This is a genomic window from Pseudoalteromonas sp. SA25 (assembly GCF_011378705.1).
GTDB classification, from domain to species: Bacteria; Pseudomonadota; Gammaproteobacteria; order Enterobacterales; family Alteromonadaceae; genus Pseudoalteromonas; species Pseudoalteromonas arctica.
The window spans coordinates 1-18875 of record NZ_WTKV01000005.1 but is presented as its reverse complement, the minus strand read 5'-3'; the positions used below and the strand labels follow the sequence as shown (position 1 = coordinate 18875).

Annotated in this window: 17 protein-coding genes and 1 pseudogene; 6 read left to right on the top strand and 12 right to left on the bottom strand. The window is 35.3% G+C overall.

Annotation, left to right across the window (positions count from 1 at the left end; genetic code table 11):
* Positions 1 to 375 precede the first annotated feature (375 nt).
* Genes pseB through pseF form a run of 3 tightly spaced genes read left to right on the top strand, consistent with a single transcriptional unit; the run spans position 376 to position 3250 of the window.
* The gene (gene pseB / locus GQR45_RS05330) at positions 376 to 1377 is read left to right on the top strand and encodes a UDP-N-acetylglucosamine 4,6-dehydratase (inverting) (protein ID WP_165725372.1); all 1002 of its coding nucleotides are present in this window, start codon (positions 376 to 378) and stop codon (positions 1375 to 1377) included.
* An 11-nt stretch (positions 1378 to 1388) separates the two neighbouring features.
* Positions 1389 to 2549, top strand: coding sequence for a UDP-4-amino-4,6-dideoxy-N-acetyl-beta-L-altrosamine transaminase (pseC, locus tag GQR45_RS05325; RefSeq protein ID WP_165725371.1), 1161 nt, complete (start codon positions 1389 to 1391; stop codon positions 2547 to 2549).
* A 2-nt stretch (positions 2550 to 2551) separates the two neighbouring features.
* Positions 2552 to 3250 carry a pseudaminic acid cytidylyltransferase gene (pseF, locus tag GQR45_RS05320; RefSeq protein WP_165725370.1) on the top strand — a complete coding sequence of 233 codons (699 nt, stop codon included), beginning with the start codon at positions 2552 to 2554 and terminating at the stop codon, positions 3248 to 3250.
* 2 nt (positions 3251 to 3252) lie between these two features.
* On the opposite strand, the gene GQR45_RS05315 is transcribed toward pseF, so the two are convergent.
* The gene (locus GQR45_RS05315) at positions 3253 to 3978 is read right to left on the bottom strand and encodes a class I SAM-dependent methyltransferase (protein ID WP_165725369.1); all 726 of its coding nucleotides are present in this window, start codon (positions 3976 to 3978) and stop codon (positions 3253 to 3255) included.
* A gap of 51 nt (positions 3979 to 4029) precedes the next feature.
* On the opposite strand from GQR45_RS05315, the pseudogene GQR45_RS05310 reads away from it, so the two are divergent.
* Positions 4030 to 5236, top strand: a pseudogene (locus tag GQR45_RS05310) (IS3 family transposase).
* 71 nt (positions 5237 to 5307) lie between these two features.
* On the opposite strand, the gene GQR45_RS05305 reads toward GQR45_RS05310, so the two are convergent.
* The 8 genes from GQR45_RS05305 to GQR45_RS05270 form a co-directional block, all read right to left on the bottom strand.
* Positions 5308 to 5979 carry a PIG-L family deacetylase gene (locus tag GQR45_RS05305; protein ID WP_165725368.1) on the bottom strand — a complete coding sequence of 224 codons (672 nt, stop codon included), beginning with the start codon at positions 5977 to 5979 and terminating at the stop codon, positions 5308 to 5310.
* Positions 5980 to 5992: 13 nt separating this feature from the next.
* Positions 5993 to 7186, bottom strand: coding sequence for a pyridoxal phosphate-dependent aminotransferase (locus GQR45_RS05300; RefSeq protein WP_165725367.1), 1194 nt, complete (start codon positions 7184 to 7186; stop codon positions 5993 to 5995).
* The gene (locus tag GQR45_RS05295) at positions 7186 to 8022 is read right to left on the bottom strand and encodes an amidohydrolase family protein (protein WP_165725366.1); all 837 of its coding nucleotides are present in this window, start codon (positions 8020 to 8022) and stop codon (positions 7186 to 7188) included. Before GQR45_RS05295 ends, GQR45_RS05300 begins: the two co-directional genes overlap by 1 nt.
* 11 nt (positions 8023 to 8033) lie before the next feature.
* Positions 8034 to 9284: an ATP-grasp domain-containing protein gene (locus GQR45_RS05290; protein WP_165725365.1), complete on the bottom strand. Its 1251-nt coding sequence runs from the start codon at positions 9282 to 9284 to the stop codon at positions 8034 to 8036.
* Positions 9260 to 10294 (bottom strand): N-acetylneuraminate synthase family protein, encoded by a 1035-nt coding sequence (locus tag GQR45_RS05285; protein WP_165725364.1) that lies wholly within the window; start codon positions 10292 to 10294, stop codon positions 9260 to 9262. Before GQR45_RS05285 ends, GQR45_RS05290 begins: the two co-directional genes overlap by 25 nt.
* Complete coding sequence (pseG, locus tag GQR45_RS05280; RefSeq protein ID WP_165725363.1) at positions 10287 to 11393, bottom strand: UDP-2,4-diacetamido-2,4,6-trideoxy-beta-L-altropyranose hydrolase; 1107 nt, start codon at positions 11391 to 11393, stop codon at positions 10287 to 10289. Before pseG ends, GQR45_RS05285 begins: the two co-directional genes overlap by 8 nt.
* A complete protein-coding gene (locus tag GQR45_RS05275; RefSeq protein WP_165725362.1) occupies positions 11390 to 12034 on the bottom strand; it encodes a formyltransferase family protein in 645 nt (214 codons plus the stop codon). The genes pseG and GQR45_RS05275 overlap by 4 nt, the downstream gene beginning before the upstream one ends.
* A 439-nt stretch (positions 12035 to 12473) precedes the next feature.
* Positions 12474 to 14492: a 6-hydroxymethylpterin diphosphokinase MptE-like protein gene (locus tag GQR45_RS05270; RefSeq protein ID WP_240920151.1), complete on the bottom strand. Its 2019-nt coding sequence runs from the start codon at positions 14490 to 14492 to the stop codon at positions 12474 to 12476.
* A gap of 245 nt (positions 14493 to 14737) precedes the next feature.
* Here GQR45_RS05270 and fliS point away from each other — a divergent pair, with 245 nt between their 5' ends.
* On the top strand, positions 14738 to 15139 hold the full coding sequence (fliS, locus tag GQR45_RS05265) for a flagellar export chaperone FliS (protein WP_165725361.1): 402 nt from the start codon (positions 14738 to 14740) through the stop codon (positions 15137 to 15139).
* An 8-nt stretch (positions 15140 to 15147) separates the two neighbouring features.
* Positions 15148 to 15459, top strand: coding sequence for a hypothetical protein (locus GQR45_RS05260; protein ID WP_165725360.1), 312 nt, complete (start codon positions 15148 to 15150; stop codon positions 15457 to 15459).
* A gap of 147 nt (positions 15460 to 15606) precedes the next feature.
* Here the strand turns inward: GQR45_RS05260 and fliD are convergent, their stop codons facing one another.
* The 3 genes from fliD to GQR45_RS05245 all read right to left on the bottom strand — a co-directional run.
* On the bottom strand, positions 15607 to 17040 hold the full coding sequence (gene fliD / locus GQR45_RS05255; RefSeq protein WP_165725359.1) for a flagellar filament capping protein FliD: 1434 nt from the start codon (positions 17038 to 17040) through the stop codon (positions 15607 to 15609).
* Positions 17041 to 17101: 61 nt separating this feature from the next.
* A complete protein-coding gene (locus tag GQR45_RS05250) occupies positions 17102 to 17527 on the bottom strand; it encodes a flagellar protein FlaG (protein WP_165725358.1) in 426 nt (141 codons plus the stop codon).
* 155 nt (positions 17528 to 17682) lie between these two features.
* Positions 17683 to 18875 (bottom strand): flagellin (locus tag GQR45_RS05245; RefSeq protein ID WP_165725357.1); only part of this gene is annotated, 1193 nt, incomplete at its 5' end.

Sequence of the window (18875 nt, the reverse complement as noted above, 5' to 3'; positions counted from 1 at the left end):
AACTAAAATAAATCTAGAATAGCTTCTATCGATTGCTCATGTTATTAAAGCGGATAAATAGATTTTTGCTAAACAATAGCCAGAGTAACTCAGGCTGCGCATTATTTTCTTTGAGGTTAATTACTTTATAAACTTCTTACTAGCTTGATTCGTTTGGTTTAAAACGTTAATTCGCAACGATCAAACTCTCATAACAGTAAAAAGGTGCTAACTGATTAAATTATAACTTAACTTACTAAATCCCATACTTTATACCACCGTTTTACTAAATTAACTTGGCACTTTGCTTGCTTGTAGTTAAAGTATTGAGATATGTATTAAAAAATTACGATTACGTGTAATAAAATGCCAATAATAAATAATTTGGGTAGTACTATGTTCAATAATAAAACAATTTTAATCACTGGTGGTACTGGTTCATTTGGAAAGAAATACGTAAAAACGCTACTTGAGCGCTACAATCCTAAAAAAATAATTATTTTTTCACGCGATGAGCTTAAGCAATTTGAAATGCAACAAGAGTTCGACCAACCTTGTATGCGTTATTTTATTGGCGATGTAAGAGATAAAGATAGATTAATTCGCGCAATGCGCGGGGTTGACTACGTTATTCATGCGGCCGCACTAAAACAAGTTCCCGCCGCTGAGTACAACCCTATGGAATGCATCAAAACAAACATTAATGGCGCAGAAAACGTTATTGATGCGGCACTAGATAACGATGTTGAAAAAGTCATAGCTCTATCTACTGACAAAGCAGCAAACCCAATTAATTTATACGGTGCAACTAAATTGGCGTCAGATAAACTATTTGTCGCAGCTAACAATATTGCTGGCGGTAACCGAACAACCTTTTCTGTTGTACGTTATGGAAATGTGGTTTGCTCTCGCGGCTCTGTTGTCCCCCTTTTTCAAAAGTTCATTGACGAAAAACGCGATCATATTCCAATCACTCATGAAGAAATGACTCGTTTTTGGATAAACCTTCAGCAAGGTGTAGATTTTGTATTAACTAACTTTGAACGTATGTTAGGCGGTGAAATTTTCGTTCCTAAAATTCCTTCTATTCGCATTACAGATCTTGCAAAAGCCATGGCCCCTGATTTGCCACTGAAGATCATCGGAATTCGCCCAGGTGAAAAACTACATGAGGTAATGTGCCCAGCTGATTTATGCTTTGAAACTTATGAGTATAATGACCATTTTGTTATTGCTCCTGGTATTAAGTTTAGTAGCCGCAGTAATGACTTTACTGTAAACGCACTGGGTGAAAAAGGAGATAAAGTTGAGCAAGGATTTGAGTATAACTCGCTGCATAATTCACACTTTATGACGATTAAAGAAATAAAAGAATTCAATATACAAGCATTAGTTTAAGAAGAAGTTAAATGATTCCATACGGTAAGCAATCAATTTCACAACAAGACATTGATGCTGTAGTAAATGTATTAAGCTCAGATTGGTTAACTCAAGGCCCTCAAGTTCCTGCATTTGAAAAATCGTTAACTGATGTAACAGGTGCAACCTATGCACTTGCTGTAAATAGCGCAACATCTGCATTGCATATTGCATGTTTAGCTTTAAAGTTGAGCCAAGGCGACATTTTGTGGACATCACCTATTACTTTCGTCGCATCCGCCAACTGTGCACTATATTGTGGTGCATCCGTTGACTTTGTCGATATTGACCCTGCAACATATAACTTATCGGTAAATGAGCTTAGAAAAAAGTTAGAAAAAGCAAAAATTGAAAAAAAATTACCTAAAGTACTCGTTGCTGTTCATTTATGTGGGCAGCCATGTGATATGAAAGCTATCCGCTCACTATCTATCGAGTACAACTTTAAAGTTATAGAAGATGCATCACATGCTATTGGTGGCCATTATTTAAACAAACCAGTTGGTGCATGTGAGTTCAGTGATATAACCGTATTTAGTTTTCATCCAGTAAAAATCGTCACTACCGCTGAAGGTGGTGCAGCCTTGACAAACAGCAAATCACTAGCAGAAAAAATGGATCTATACCGAAGCCATGGTATTACACGCGATGAAGCTCTAATGGAAAATCCATCGCATGGTGGATGGTATTACGAGCAAATAACCTTAGGTTTTAATTACCGTATGACCGAATTGCAAGCTGCGCTAGGGTTATCACAAATGCAGCGTTTAAGTAATTTTGTAGCTACACGCCATCAATTAGCTGCCCGTTACTATGAAAAGTTAGCTAACTTGCCGATTACTTTGCCATATCAATTACCAGAGACCTATTCAGGATTACATTTATTCGTGATTCGCTTAGACATTGAAAAGCTTTCAAAAACGTATAAACAAGTGTTTGATGAGCTTAGAAGAGGTGGGCTTGGGGTTAACTTGCATTATATTCCTGTTCATTTACAACCTTACTATCAAAAAATGGGTTTTAAGCCTGGAGATTACCCGCATGCTGAAGCTTATTATACTAACGCAATTTCTATTCCTATGTTCCATGGTATGACTTATGAGCAACAAGATGAAGTAATTGCTAAATTAAAAGCCATACTAGAGTGTTAATAATGAATATAGCAATTATACCTGCCCGTGGTGGCAGCAAGCGAATTCCTCGTAAAAATATTAAAATGTTTCATGGTAAACCAATAATTGCGTATTCAATTGAAGTGGCTAAAAAGAGCGGTTTATTCGAGCATATTATTGTGTCAACCGATGACCAGGAAATAGCGGAAATAGCAAGGAGCTATGGTGCTGAAGTTCCATTTATGAGACCTAATAATTTAGCTGACGATTATACTGGCACACTTGATGTACTGAATCATTCGCTAACTTGGTTAGAAGAAAATAATTTTAACGTTACATATATTTGCTGTATATATGCAACTTCCCCATTTTTAACAGAGCATGCCATCGCAAAAGGCAGGGAACAAATTATGTCATCAAACTTAAATTATACTTTTTCGGCAACTGAGTATAACTTCCCAATTCAAAGAGCATTCTATTTTAATGATCTAAGCACTATCAGTATGTTTCAACCAGAACATTTAACAAGCCGCTCTCAAGATTTAATTCCGGCCTTTCATGATGCGGGACAGTTTTATTGGTGCTCTCCATCCGCAATAAAAGAATCTAAACCCTTTTTTTCATCTAATAGTGCTGCTATTATAATCCCCAGACAACTAGTGCACGATATCGATACACTTGATGATTGGGAACAAGCAGAATTAGCTTTCGAAATATTACAAAAACCTATTAGGAAATAAGATCATTTAATAATATAGCCTGTTGGGCTTCTAGAGAAAGGGATTTGATGTACCACTCTATCACCGATCAAAGATTGTACTACATCTGATTCATAAGGTGAGCTTGGGTGATTATAGTGATCTAGTACTAAAATCCCTCCATTAGAAAGTTTATCCCAAAATTCAGGTAATGAATGCTTTAATACTGCTTGAATACCGCAATCCATAAAAATTAATTTAAATCTTAACCATGATTTACCCTCGAAATACCCCTTTGTATCTTTAGATAAATCTAATTCATTTATATTAATTCGATCTTGCAGACCTTGACCTGAGATAAGTTTCTCAAGCTCTACACGACTACTTTGATATACGGTTTTACCACTTTCATTATAGTTTGACTCCGTATGCGTCCCTTGAAACCAATCATAAGCGTATAACTCTGTATTTGAATGTGGCTCAAGTAGACTGCTCAACTTAGCTAATGTAAGCAGCGAAGCTCCCTTCCAAGTACCGATATCAGCAACTTCTCCTGATATGTTTACTACTTGCTTATAAATTTCATAAAATGTAAGTAATCGAGCAATATTGACTTGCCCTGCATATAATGGGAAATGATAAATCAAATCTTTAATCGGAATCTCGAGTTCTTCTAAAGACTCTATAAAATCGAAATATTGTATATCTTCTTTTATAAACTTTGATTTTCTAACGCTTTCTGGCTGTAGTGGTACAGTGATTTTGGCCACCCATTAAGAAAGAAATGTTATGCTGATAAGCATACAAATTTGGGTGAAAAAATGACGAAATTAAAACGCGCAACGTATTCTGCAGCAATCAAATTAGAAACAGCTCAGCTTGTAGTTGACCAAAGTTATACTCAAGAAGAAGCAGCCAAAGCGATGGGTGTGGGTAAATCAACCGTTAGTAAGTGGGTTACTCAATTAAAGCAAGAGCGTAATGGCCAGCCACCATCAGCTTCGCCAATGACGCCCGAACAAATTGAAATCCGCGAACTTAAAAAGCAAATCCAACGCATCGAATTAGAAAAGGATATATTAAAAAAGGCTACCGCTCTCTTGATGTCCGACTCCCTGAACAATTCTCGTTAATTGAGAAACTAAATCAACGAGAGCGTTACCCAATTAGCGTGCTGTGTAACGTATTCAATGTGCATCGTAGCAGCTATAAATATTGGGCTATAAGGGATACAACGCCGACACCAGAACAAGTAAGGCTAGAGGCTGAAGTTAGAGCAATACATGCAATGAGCGGCGGCTCAGCTGGGGCGCGGACAATCGCGGCAATAGCAACGAACAACGATTTTGAATTGAGTCGTTATCGTGCTGCTAAGCTAATGGTTAAATTAAAGCTTGAAAGCTGCCAAGTACCTCAACATTCATATAAACGCGGCGGTAATGAACACCTTGAAATTCCAAACCTGCTTGATAGACAATTTGATGTTGTTAAGCCAGATACTGTGTGGTGCGGTGATGTGACGTATATTTGGGTAGGTAATCGCTGGGCTTATTTAGCCGTTATTATTGATTTATTTGCACGTAAAATAGTTGGCTGGGCCATGTCGTTGTCGCCAGATACTAATTTAACGCTAAAAGCGCTTGAACTCGCGTATGAAAGCAGAGGAAAACCGACAGGACTGATGTTTCATTCAGACCAGGGTAGTCACTATACCAGTTTAAAATATCGTCAACGTTTATGGCGCTATAAAATCAAACAAAGTATGAGTAGGCGTGGAAACTGTTGGGATAATGCACCAATGGAGCGATTTTTTAGAAGCTTTAAAACGGAATGGATGCCAAAGGTTGGATATGGAAATTTATGCCAAAGGTTGGATATGGAAATTTTATAGATGCTAAATATAGCGTTAGTGATTATATCAACGGATATTACAACAACGTTAGGCCGCATCATTATAATGCCGGTTTAGCGCCAAATGAATCTGAGGTTAGATATCAAGATTCTAAAACTGTGGCCAAATTTTATTGACCACTACACACTGACTCACTAGCTCATCCTAATTAATTAAAGGTTCTAACGTAAATTATTTATAAAAATTATTATGTATTAACTAATATCCTTTCAACCATAAAAGCTTCTGCAAATTTAAACCCATGCGTAGCCCCTCTCAAAGTGGCTAATGCATGAATACATTCATAACTTCGGCTATGGGGGAATGGTCTTAGCTCTAATTCATAGCAATTCAATGCACGTACTTTTTTTTCATATACATGGGTGATATCAACAACCATTTGCGGTGAAAATATTTGGGAGCTATTCGGATACCACTCCGTACTGCTTAGCACTTCAAAACTATAAATTTCATTTACGGTATTTCCTTTTTGAGGACGAGAAGCAGTCAAAACGGCACGATTTGTAATACTGTGATCTATATTCAAATCACCTGAAAAATGAGTATATATAATTGTTGGTCTATATTTACTCATCACTGTTTCAATCGACTTAACGATAGTTAATAAAGGCACACTATCTAGTTGGTTATCGGGAAAGTTAAAGTTAATGACATCAAATAACCCAAGCTCTATTGAAGCACTTTTCTGTGCTAATTGTCGTTTTAGCAGCTCCTCATGATGATTTTCTCTAGCAGAAACACCGTTTGTCATACAGCACAGGACAACTTTATCTCCTTGAGATGTATGCCGAGCTATTACACCTCCGCATCCGAGTACTTCATCATCTGGATGAGCTACAACGACTAATACAGTCGACATAATGATACTCCTATCAATAAAAACTCGGTAAGTTGTTTTTTTTCAAAAGTAAATCTACATCTATTTTTAATAAACTAGGGTTGTTGATTACAGTTTGTATTTCTTTTAGCGCTTTTATAATATCCACCTCACTTTCTGTGCCTACTGAAACTCGAATAAACCCCTCCGTACTTCCTCCATACGCTAAACCAGGTACAACAGCGATTTTGCACTCTAATAATAGATATAGTGTTAAATCATAGACACTTCCAAGGTATTTATTAAGATCTATAAAAATATAAAATGTTGCACTCCCTGGTAAACACGTAAAACCTAGTGATTCAGCTTTTTTTACTATTCTGTTTCTTTTCTTTGTGACTAAAACAGCTTGCTGTCTTGTTGTATTAAGTATCGCGTCAAAATGTTTATCTAAATACATCATTAAAGGTGTGGGTGCACAAGTTATAAGGTGTTGGTTTAATTTAAGTAACTCTTGGGTTAATTCTTTATTCGTAATCACATAGCCAATTCGCCAACCAGACATACCAAAATTTTTAGATAACGAATTAACTATGATGAGATTATCCAATTTTTTTATAGCTTTACCTGCAGAGCAAAAATCATCTCCATCGACAAAATCACTATATGCCTCATCAACCAACAAATAAATGTCATATTTTAAACATAACCTGTGGATAAGTTGCATTTCAGACTTACTATATACCTTACCTTGAGGATTATTTGGGTTATTAATAATAATCAAGCGTGTTTTATTGGTAATATAACTTTCAAAACTTTCTACAGAAGCGTCATAAGGAATAAAAGATGATACCCCACCCACCAATTTCACCTGTTCTTGGTAGCTTAGCCAAGCTGGTTCATGCGTTAATACTTCATCTCCTTTTTTTAATACAGCTAGCATAGCCATGTAAATGACAACTTTGGAACCTGCAGTAATTAATATTTCATTTTCTGGAGAACATTTTACACCGTACGAATTATAATAATAATCACTGATTCTTTTTCGTAATGAAAATAACCCCTGACTATCTGAATAATGATAACCCGCTTCAAAGTCAATATCATTAAAGTCTATTGAAGGGATATTAAAATACGCTTCGCCCAATGATAAAGTTATAATATTAAATTGCCTTTGCTTTAATTTATAAACCAATTGATTAATGTATACAGATAAAGCTTGCGGAATACTTTTTACTATTGGGTTCATCATTGTCCTTCAAAAATACCTAAATATGTCTGACTGGATAAGTCAGACATCTCTGAGTTAGATAAATCAGCAAATTCGCAAAAAAGGTTAAAATCATGTAAGGCTTTAGAAAACTCGATAAAAGGTTGATCACTGCCAAACATAAAACGATGAGCCCCTACTTTCTTAATTGCAAAACATAAGTCTTGCCACACAGAGCTTCCCTTCCAGTAAGATAAAGATAATGATAATTCAGAATAAAGGTTAGTGTGTTGCGCCATTAAAGACATAACATCTAATACTTTAGGTCCTCCAAAATGTAAGGCGATTATTTTGGTCTCGATATTTTTAGACAAAAGGAAAGCAATTAAATGAACCCCATTACTTTTATATAAGTTTTTTGTCCCATATGAACAATCGACTGAAATTATGAGTTTTTTTTCAGATGCATAAGTTACAACTTCTAATACTTTGTTATAATCTTTTTCTATTATTTCTTGCAAGTAGGGATGCAATTTTATTCCGACTGCCCCCTGCCGGCTAATTTCATCAATAACCTTTTTATATTCTTTTCGCCTAAAATTCATCAATAAAGAAACATGAATATTAAAAAAAACGTCACTAAAATCATTCAATAATAAACTGCTTGCAGCACTTTCATCTAAAATCATGTAATGCGCATGACTTAAGCCTAAAGTTTCTGATTTTAACATTGCCTCTTCAAGAACTATCTTTAAATTTTTTTGATTAATATTAAATTCTTGCTCAATAACACTATCTAACTCAAGTTTATTTACAGGATCTTGCAGATCCAAACCTGAACTCGTAGGTAAATGAAAATTAGCGTCACATAACATAAGATCTCTTCTCAATAACATTTTGGATTAACAACTTCGCCATTATCGAAATTAATATCTATTGATTGCAGCTCATAATTGATATTAATTATTAATACATCCTTTACGATTATAAATCCATGTCGATCAGCATCATTACTTGTAACGACAACATCGTCGCCAATAGATATATTACAGCGGTAATAAAGTATATTAGGGTTTGAAAGTAATTTTTCTACGCCTTCAATACTTTCTATTTTTCCTGATTGGGGAATACTAAAAAAAATAAGGCTAATACTATTTCTTGAAAGTAAATCATAATTACACCTAGGGGACTCAACAGCAAAGGAATCTGCGATTAATTTAGATGAAAAATCAAAACCTGTAGCGGCATGTAATATCAGAGTAGAAGTAAAACAACCCCCTCCACGGTTCGCTATTTCTATCAAGTATATATCCCCACTAGGGGTGATCATATATTCTCCATGCGTCATCCCGAATTTAATACCTAATGCTTTTACAACAGCAAGGTTATATTCTTCTAATTTAGAGTATAAATTATCAGGTATTAATTGATTATAGGAAATCTCTACTGCGACTTGTAAACTCTCACTTAGCATCTTCTTTTTTGCAATATTTAAAACTTGAGCACCTAGTTTTAAATCTATATAACCATCAACAGTATACTGTTCACCTGAAATAAACTGCTCAATGATTACTTGCCGACTTAAACTATGTGTTATAGCACTAAAAAACGCACTTTTTAATTCAGCTACAGTGTCTATTCTAGTTACACCGAAACTTCCTCTTGCATCAACTGGTTTAACTATCGCCGGGAGACCTACTTCTTCTATATTATCATGTGCATTTTGAAAATCTTTACATAAAAACCACCGAGGCTGTAGTAAAGCAGCATTATTTAATGATAATAAATTACGCTGTATCCCCTTATCTGTAGTTGCGATAGCCTCTTTCATACTCACACCAGTAAGACTAAGCGCATCATTTACAGCAGCTGCAGCATATAATGCATAATCACATTGATCTGTCAAAACGGCTTCAATATCATTTTTTACAGCAAATTGAATTATTTCATTGACAGAGAAGTAGTCACAAATAAGCAAATCTTGAATCCGACTATCTTCATTACATTTTTCATGATGTACCGCAAATATATTACACTCTAATTTATGTAGTTTTTCTATATACTCTTGTTGTTCCCATCCCATATTAATCAATAAAACGTTCTTTTTGTTATTTAAGAGAGACATATATTCTTCCATGTCAATAGTTCTCCTTCTTTTAGTTCAGTCTGTATTTGTCCATTTACAAGTAACTCCAAATGCTCTCTACTAATACCTCCTTCAGCACGAAGTAAGTGAAAATCATTAAGTTTAAATTGTGTGTTAGCTTTTATAACTTTGGAAGCTACAAACTTCATTGCAATAGATTGCCTGTGTTTACTCTCCCAATCTGTCAAAGGGGCTTTTTCACCACTTCCAATGCCCACTTCGATTTCTCTTATTTGATTCACCATTATTTTAAACTCGCTTGGTTCACTCGCAAAATAGTGGTCAGGCCCTTGATCCGATTTATCTAATGTAAAGTGTTTTTCAATCACTCTTGCGCCCAAAGCAACTGCAGAAACAGGAAAGTGTGTACCTAAAGTATGATCACTATAACCCACAATAGTATTATACATAGTGGATAAAGTTCGTATAAAAGATAAATTAGCATGGCGAGGTGGAGTTGGGTACTGAGATACGCAGTGTAATAAAACGATATCTTTTATATTTTTATCACTACAGAGCTTCATCATTCGATCAATATCGCCAATACGGCTAATCCCAACTGACATAAATAAAGGCTTTTTATACTTAGCAGCTTCCAACGTAATTTCAGGAAAAAGATCAAATTGAGGTGACGCAACTTTAAAAGCTGGACACCCTACTTTATGAAGTAATTCAATAGAATTAAGGTAAGTAGGTGCGGATAAAAAATGGAGGCCCACCTTTTGACTATGTAGAGCTAATTCTTTATACCATGATTCTTCAAGATGAATTTTTTCAAATAATTTTTCAATACCTTTCGGAGTTTTATCTTTTTTATAAAGTTGATCATATTTTAATGATTGGAACTTTACTGCGTCAGCACCACACTCATAAGCTATTTCAATCATCTCTTTAGCTTGACTTAGACTTTGGTTGTGGTTTGAACCTATCTCACAAATTATATAAGTTGGCTCGTTGTTTGCTATACGCCGGCTACCTACAAAAATCTCATTATTAAACATATTTATTTACTAATCTCGTATAGAGTCTCAATGCCCCTTGCCCATCACAAATTGTGCTTGAATTTTCTGTTAATATTTTCCGGTTTTTATAACTTTTACATAATAAAGCAACCCGTTCACTTAAACTGGAAAAATGCTCTAAAGTAACAATTTCCGCAGCGTGTACTTTATTAAGAGAATGAGCGATATCCAATTGATTTGACTCGAAAGGGACAATAATTGAGGGTAAACCCAAAACTGCGCGCTCCCAACATGCACTTCCTGCGGCACCGATAGCAAGATCAGCCTCGGCAGTTAATTTCGGCATCTCAGTAGTATTGTAATGAATTTTAATAAATGAAAGATAAGAATATTTTTTTTTGATTTGAGCTTTATGTTTATTAGCAGAGCCGATAACGATATTTAGATTATGACGCATTCCAGAACTTATTAATTGCTCAAGTAGTTTATCTGTTAAATTCAATGGATCAGCCCCACCAAACATAATTAAAATATTACTTACTTTAGCTTTCCTCTTACGTCGACTTAATGCTCCGCTTTTTAATTCTAAAAAGCGGTTATCTATAAAGCACATATTCCCGCCAGTTAGCACTTGAGTATTACCGTTAACATAATTTAAATATTCTTCAGGTACGCGATTAAATGTTGGGTCAACAACTATATCTGCGCCGTATTTTCTTGATGCCTTGTCACTTATTGTTATTAATTGATCACAATACTCCCTTACAGAGTTTTCCCAACAAATATCGACACCATAGTGGTCAACTAACACAATAGTTTTGTCTTTTACAGATTGAGATAGAAGCATATTAAATTCATCGCTATCATCAATACTACTCACACCTAACCAGTCTTTATCATCTGTGCTGTTTTCAACACTATCAAATACTAATTCTTTTCGTGATTGCCTGACTGTGAGAGCTACACCATGTTTTAATAGCCAACTGTAATCGTAGCCGTCATGATCTCTACAAAAATAATGTACCTTTGTACCATATTGCAAAGCGTATTTAGCAAAAACAAGCGTCCTGTATAAATGACCAAGCCCAATGATACTAGAAGCATCAGCCCTAATAAATAAATTCAAAGAGAAACTCATAGCTTTTTCTTAATTAAAATTTCATATTTGTAGCCTCGATAGTAAATAAAAGCTGGAAAATTATCATTATCAACGGTTCTTAACAAATCGAACTGCTGAGCAATTGATAAATCTGTATTTAACTCACTATCTTTAGCTGTTCTTTTCTTGAATATAGTCGATTCACCCACCTGCTCATGAGGTATAAGATTTTTATATTGAAGGATAAATTCAATACATATAGATACAGTAGCCTCCCCCTGCAGTTTCCGCCATTCTAAATAAAGTTCATCTCCCTTTAGATATATTTTTTTTTGCAGCCATATTTTACCATTATCAACTTTATCATCTGCTTCAATTAAGCTAATAGGTATAGTGTTAGAACCATTAATTATCTGCCATGCCATTGGAGCAAAGCCTTTTCCTTTTGGTAAGGCGCTTTCATGTACAACTAAGTTAAATTTGCTTTTAGCGAGATTTCTAGGAGTAACAACCTGTATACACCCCAAGAAAAAAGTTACATCTGCATTCTTCAATTCATTTTGAGAGCGAACTAATTTAACTTCCAAATTAAATTCTTTTAATTTCCCGTATAGATTTTTTGCATACGGTAATACCCATGATTCATTATCAACTAAAATATTAACACTAGAAAAGTACATATCTCTCCATTAGATTAAACCCACTATAAGTTATATAATCAGACACCAATTGCAAAAACACTTGTGTGGATATTGAATTCTAACTACCTTATCGCTATTGTTACAAATTGATTAATATAGTAGGGGACGCTATCAACTGATATTTATGTCCACACTACCCAGTCTATAGTCACCAACAAGTCTTGCCCTTACGTAGATGAAATATTTTGTATTTTTCTGAATAAATGACTCAACACTCAAATACTATAACTTTTGTGTATAGAAACTTTTATATTTGTAGAGTACTTGGTTACTAATGTTCTACTTTTGACTGCTTTATACTAAATGCAAGAGCATCACATTACTTTTCAGCCTTCCCTCTTCGCAATCAACTCGTTCTTGTAACCTAGTACCTATAGGATTTTACTAGCTCTAATAGTACGGCTGTCAAAGAAATAAGTTAAACTTTTGCCGGTTTATCGTAGTTTTCGACAAACTCTATATAGATGTCATTCAAATGACTATGAAAGGCATCTATGCATGCATTCATAAATTCAGCTCGAGATTCTGAATTACTATAATAATAAGTGTTTACCATGATATATGTTTGAAAATATCTAAATGTCCCTTGTATTAACCAATAGACAGAAACATCATTATGATTCGGACTCCCGTACAACCCTAATAATATTTTATTTTGAATTGTGAATGCATTAGCAAGATTTTCTCGATCATTAAAATAAGGTGTTGTTATTGAAATTAAGTGCCCTAATATCAATTTGGTTCTAGTTTTAATCTCGGCTATATTATTGTCAATTTCGCTTAGCTGTGTAATGTCTAGAGATGATGCTTCTTTAAGAAGTTTTGTAATTTTTTCTTTTTTATTATTTATTTTTTCATTAATTTCAATATCAGCTATTTTCTTAGGTATAGTATTGGATATAAAAGCACCATCAGAAGTATTAAATGCATGAATATGTTTATTTTCTTCCAGTAACAGCTCTATATTAAATTTTGACGAATCAAACGTGTAAGTAGTTAATACTCTATCTCTAAAGTTGCCTTTCACATACATATCTCCCTTCATTAGCTTCTTCATTAATTCCTTATGCTTAAAGTCACTATCAAAATAGATACTATGTTTAGAGTGGTGGTTATCTAGTGAAACAAAACCAAAATCCATACCAACTAAATAAACGTCTTTAAAACCAAGTTTATCAGCGATCGCTAAACTAGTATTAGATACTGTAGGATTGATATATTCAGGGTAGGTGTACTGCGCTTTCATATCAAGCCCACGAATAAAGCTTCCACCACAATCACTAACCTTAGGAAGTAAATAAGCTGTTTTAAAACGTTTTAAAACCTCATCATATACCGTATTTAGAGCAACAATATTTAGATCTTTTAATTTTACTGTCAAATCATTAGTTCGCTCAACAACATTGACCCAATCTAATAAACCCGCCACACGCTCCATTTCAACATGAATATCAGGAACGATCTTATTGACTAATAATGCTTTCAATGCCGTACCACACGAGATGATGATTACGTTTTCTTGATTTTCTTTTAAAAAATCTATCGCTAAATCTAACGAAGGTCCGTTTGCTACAACAAATACAGGTGAGTCTTGCAATGGGTTTTTAAATAAAGAAGGTTTTTTTAATATAGGAAATTTTGCATTCAAATTAGCTAAAGTGTGAGATAAACCTATTATTTCATCTTCAAAAAAACCCCACCCTGCGTGCATACTATGGCCGGCGACTTTTATTTTTTCAACAATTTTAGTCATCAGAGGACTATCATAATGCTTGAAAAAGTACATTACACTCATATTGAAGTGGCCTTGTTGAAATAAAAATGAAGATATTTCATTCACAACATTATGCTCATCACCTCCAACGCGGATAGAGAACCGACCGCCTTTGTTTGTACACTTTTCAAACAAAGGGCGTAATTCTATGCAATGTAATAGCGCATAAAAACTATCTTTATTTGGTTCAAATAAAAACACATTTGGTACGCTTTTCATGCTTAATAACACCTCTATTTGATAGCCTAACCCTCCTCCTAAAAAACACACAAAGTCTAGCTGACTTTCATTTGCTGGATTACTAATTTTATTGTCAGTGTTATTACTTCTGACATTATAAATAGATTTAAGCAAAGCAGCATGCTTGAAAGCAATGTCCTCATCAGATTGATGCCCTATTTCGTAACTGTAGTAAGCAGGTTTTTCTAGAAACTTAGTTACTTGTTTTTTAGCCAAGCTTTGTGGTGGTTCTTTATAAACAAATTGATTATTATTATATAAATTTTCATCCCCATTATCATCGATTACTACACCCGTATTTATAGGGTGATAATTTTTAAAAAAATCATATAAGGTAGGCATTTTTTCTTTTAATAAAGTCATATTTGCTAATAAAGTAGCATGTAACATCATTTTTTTTAGCTCATTATTCTCTGTATTCAAAACAGATTCCTTAAAATAAATTTATATAGTTTCAAGTCTAAGTTACTTAAAAAATGATGCAAGCAATTGCTGTCTTTTTACATATCGACTAAAGTTAGTTACACTGTAATGCTTGGGTTAGAGCCTATTACAATCTAATCACTTAAGTTATCTAAAGAATAGTCGATATAGAGGCAATGATAAACATTGGCATTATTATTGCTTTGCTAATAAAGTTTTCACCGTTTTAAATTTTAGGATTTCCCATGGCCCATGTCTCAGTAAAAAAATACAGTCAAGTTCGTGCTAGTAATATTGCCGAAATGGCACCTTACGAACAAATAAACCTTATATTTAGTAATATTATCGGTCGTTTAGCAGCAACAAAAGGATTTATTGAGCGCAAAGAAATACAAAAGAAGGGTGAAAACATTTCAGCCTGTGTTTTATTATTTGGTGCCCTACAAGACGCACTTAATTTAGAAGTAGAGCAAGACCCTAGTATTTCTAACAACTTATTGGCACTTTACGATTACTGCCAGCGCCGTTTAACGCAAGCGAATATGAATAACGATATTGAAGCAATTATTGAAGTATCAAGTATTGTTAAAGAAATTAAAGAAGGCTGGGATAGCATACCATTAGAGCAACGTAACCCAACGGTTTAATTTTAATTATGGATACGCCAACATATTCACAACAGCTAACAAGCTATTCTGAGCAAATAAGAGCATTACTGAGTAAAATTGAAGTATTAGTTAGCGATAATAATGCAGACGAAGCTCAGCCTTTTTTAGACGCTTTAAATGCCCAAATAAAGCAATGGTGCGAGGGCAATGATATACCAAGTGAAGAAGAATTAAAGTCAATCCAGCTTCGTATAAATACTATTTTAGTAAAAGCGAACTGTGCCAAAAACGAATCATCAAAAGCTATTATTAAACATAAAAAATCAGGAAAGGCGATAAAGGCCTATAGAGCCACCTAGTAAATAGTTTTAATAAACGACTTTTATTCTAACTAAATGTACTAGCTATATCTTACTATTTGAACCAAAGAGCAGTACACAATAAAAAACCGCTAAGTTTAAACTTAGCGGTTTTTTATTGACTCTGTAATACTTTTTACCCAGTGATTAATTTGATTGTCTAACTACGCCTGGCATATTCTCTAACTGAGCTTGAACATAACTACTGGTGTTATTAAGACTCGCCACTAGTAAATCCATAGCATTATATTGAGCGTACAAACGAGACGACAGCGACTCCATTTTACTGGCAAGGTCCAAGCGATCATCATCTAAATCATCGAGTTGATTCGTTTTACTGTCTATTCGGTTTTGGATAATACCGTCGGAGTCTGTATAAAAGCTCATTAGCTCATCAAACGACTGAGCAAAGCCATCATCGTCATCGCCTACAAAAAACTGTTGCACTAAATTTACATTAGCGTCTATTTGTTCATCTAGTGTTTCTGTATTTAGCGTTAAAACACCATAGCGGTCTGTTTCTACGCCTAATTGCGAAAGTGATAACGAATTACCATCGCCTAAATCAACTGACTCAGTGATTTCACTACGAAGCTTTGACATTACGCCACGAAGTAGCGAATCACCGGCCATAACACCTGCACCATCTGCACCTGAAGCCCCCAAGTTGTTACTAAGCTCTAACAACTCATTGTAGCTACTTATGAAACTATTTAAGCCTGTTTTAATATTATTATTGTTTTCGGTAACAGAAATATCACTAATATCGTCGTCAACATCATGCAATTTTTTAGCTGTTATATCCACGCCGTCAATCACATTACTGAACTCATTAGTATTGCTTGATACCGTCAAAGTGCCATCGATTGTTATTTGTGCATTTTGTGCTGCATTAACTTGTGTTAAATTAGTTGTGTGGTTAGCAGTGTCTGCGTCTGATACATCATAAGCTAACCGAGATAACCCGCCTGTATCTGTATTATTCCCGTCATCGTCTTGTACGGTAATTGTTATTGCGTTGTCTTCGCCAGTTTCTTTACTAGTAAGCACTAAATGCTGACCGGTATCACTGGTTATTATAGTTGCAACAACAGAATCATTACTATTACTGCCAGTAAAAGGGCCGTTATTAATTTGGTCGCGTAAATCTTCTAACGTATTTGTAGCCGATAAAACAGTGGAAAAGCTATTTTCGCCCGAGCCAATTGTAATTACACCAGCACCTATTGCCTCGTCTGCTGCAAATGCAGGAGATGACAATTTATGAGCTTGTGCTAATGCGTCTACTTTTACATTGTAGCTACCAGGTTGAGCGTCTTTATCTGAGCTAATTGATATAAAATTATCATTGCCAGATGCAGTTCGCTTTTGATAGTTATCACTGTCGCCCAATGCTCCCATTGAGGTTTGCACTTTTTCAAGCGCCGATTTTAGCGCTCCAACCGCTGAAATATCCGTTGTTAATTTTCCTGCTGTAGTATTTAAACGGGCTTCAGCTGGTGCTTGTTCAGCATTTACTAGCGCATCAACAATATCTGATACAGCCAACCCAGAGCCTAAACCATTAAATGTAATAGACATACTTTACCTCTTTAAATACTCAAAAATAAACTAACTTAATATTGGTAATTACAACTATCGACTAAACTGTTTGGTCGATCAAAATTCCTGCAGATTCAGATAATTTAGACACTAAACTTAATACTTCCTCAGAAGGATATTGCTTAATTACTTCGCCGCTGTTTTTATCAAGTACTTTAATTACATCGCGGCCAGAATCTTCATCAACTTTAAATTGCAAACTTCGGTTCATTTCGCCCATAAAGTCCTGCAATTGTTGTGCCATTTGTTCTAGCTGTTCGCGCTCTAACGGCTGAGTTTTTTCATCTTGATTATTATTTTCGTATTGACTTTGCTGTAGTTTTTGTTGATTGAGCGCTTCCGTTTGCTTTACATCATCTACCGCTCGCTCAGTCAAAGAGCGAGCAGTTTGCCCTACTTGCTTATCATCACTAGCAATGGGAGTCGGTAATGTTGTAATTTCTGCGTTTGAAGTGATTGTGCTCATAACAGATTCCTATTTTTCACTTAATTAAACCAACAATAGCTTAGTTTATATTCTTAAACCACAAAAGGAGGTAGCTAAAGCCACCTCCTTTTTTAAAATACTAATACTGACTTTATGTATTAGTTAGCTAGCCACTAAGCTATTGCTTTAACTTATTAACCTAATAAGCTAAGTGCTGTTTGTGGTAACTGGTTAGCTTGCGATAATATTGACGTACCTGCTTGTTGCAATATTTGGTTTTTAGTCATTTGCGCTGTTTCAGTAGCAAAGTCAGTATCTTGAATACGGCTACGTGATGCAGATACGTTCTCAGAAATATTAGCAAGGTTACTAATTGTATGACCAAAACGGTTTTGCACCGCACCCAAGTCAGCACGCTGACTATCAATCATTGCAATTGCACCATCAATTACATCTAACGCATTTTGAGAACCCGCTTGCGTTTCAATATTCATCTTACCAACATTATCTAAAGTAGATACATCACCAGTTGTATTAGCACCTAAAGTAGTATCACCAGACGTAACTGAGAATGCCTGCGTAGAGGATAACCTTACTGTACCAGCTGTCACAGCCTTATCAGCTCCACCGCCAGTTAATGTAATACCTGTAGTCGCACTTGTTGTGCCATCATAATCGACACCAGTAACAACTATTGTCCCAGCTCCAGAAGCTCCGCCCTTGAAGTCTGTTATTTCAATATCATCACCAGACTCATCTGTTAATATCATTTTCCCGGCTTCAGATACCGCAGCAGAGATACCGGTTTCACCTGAACGCTCGTTAACGGCACTTGCTATAGCAGCCATATCAGTACCCGACGAAGGGTTTGCTGAAATAACACTACCATTTAACTTAAACGAAAGTGCGCCACCGCCACTTAATGTAGATAGCTCAACTTGCGTTCTCGCATCGGCAGTTACACCTGTAGATGACTGTGCTGCATTTATTGAATCTGCAATTTCTGCAGCACTTGCACCAGCAACATTCCCAATAAGTGTATCCTCACCATTCTTACCTACTAAGGTCAAACCACCTGATGTAACACTATTTGCAGTTGCTGTAGAGGTTAATGCTGATGCTTCACCTAAGCCCGCAGATGCACCTTCAAGGTCAAAAGATTGAACACCAATATCGCTAGCAGCAATACTATTTAATGACACAGAAATAGTTTCGTTTGCATTGGCGCCCACTTGAAACTGCTTAGTACCAAAATTGCCATCTAGCAATTGTTGCCCACCAAACGATGTTGTGTCAGAGATTCGTGTCAACTCAGTTTGTAAAGCTGATACTTCTTTTTGCAGTGCATCACGGTCAGTTGCAGAGTTTGAACCATTTGCCGATTGCA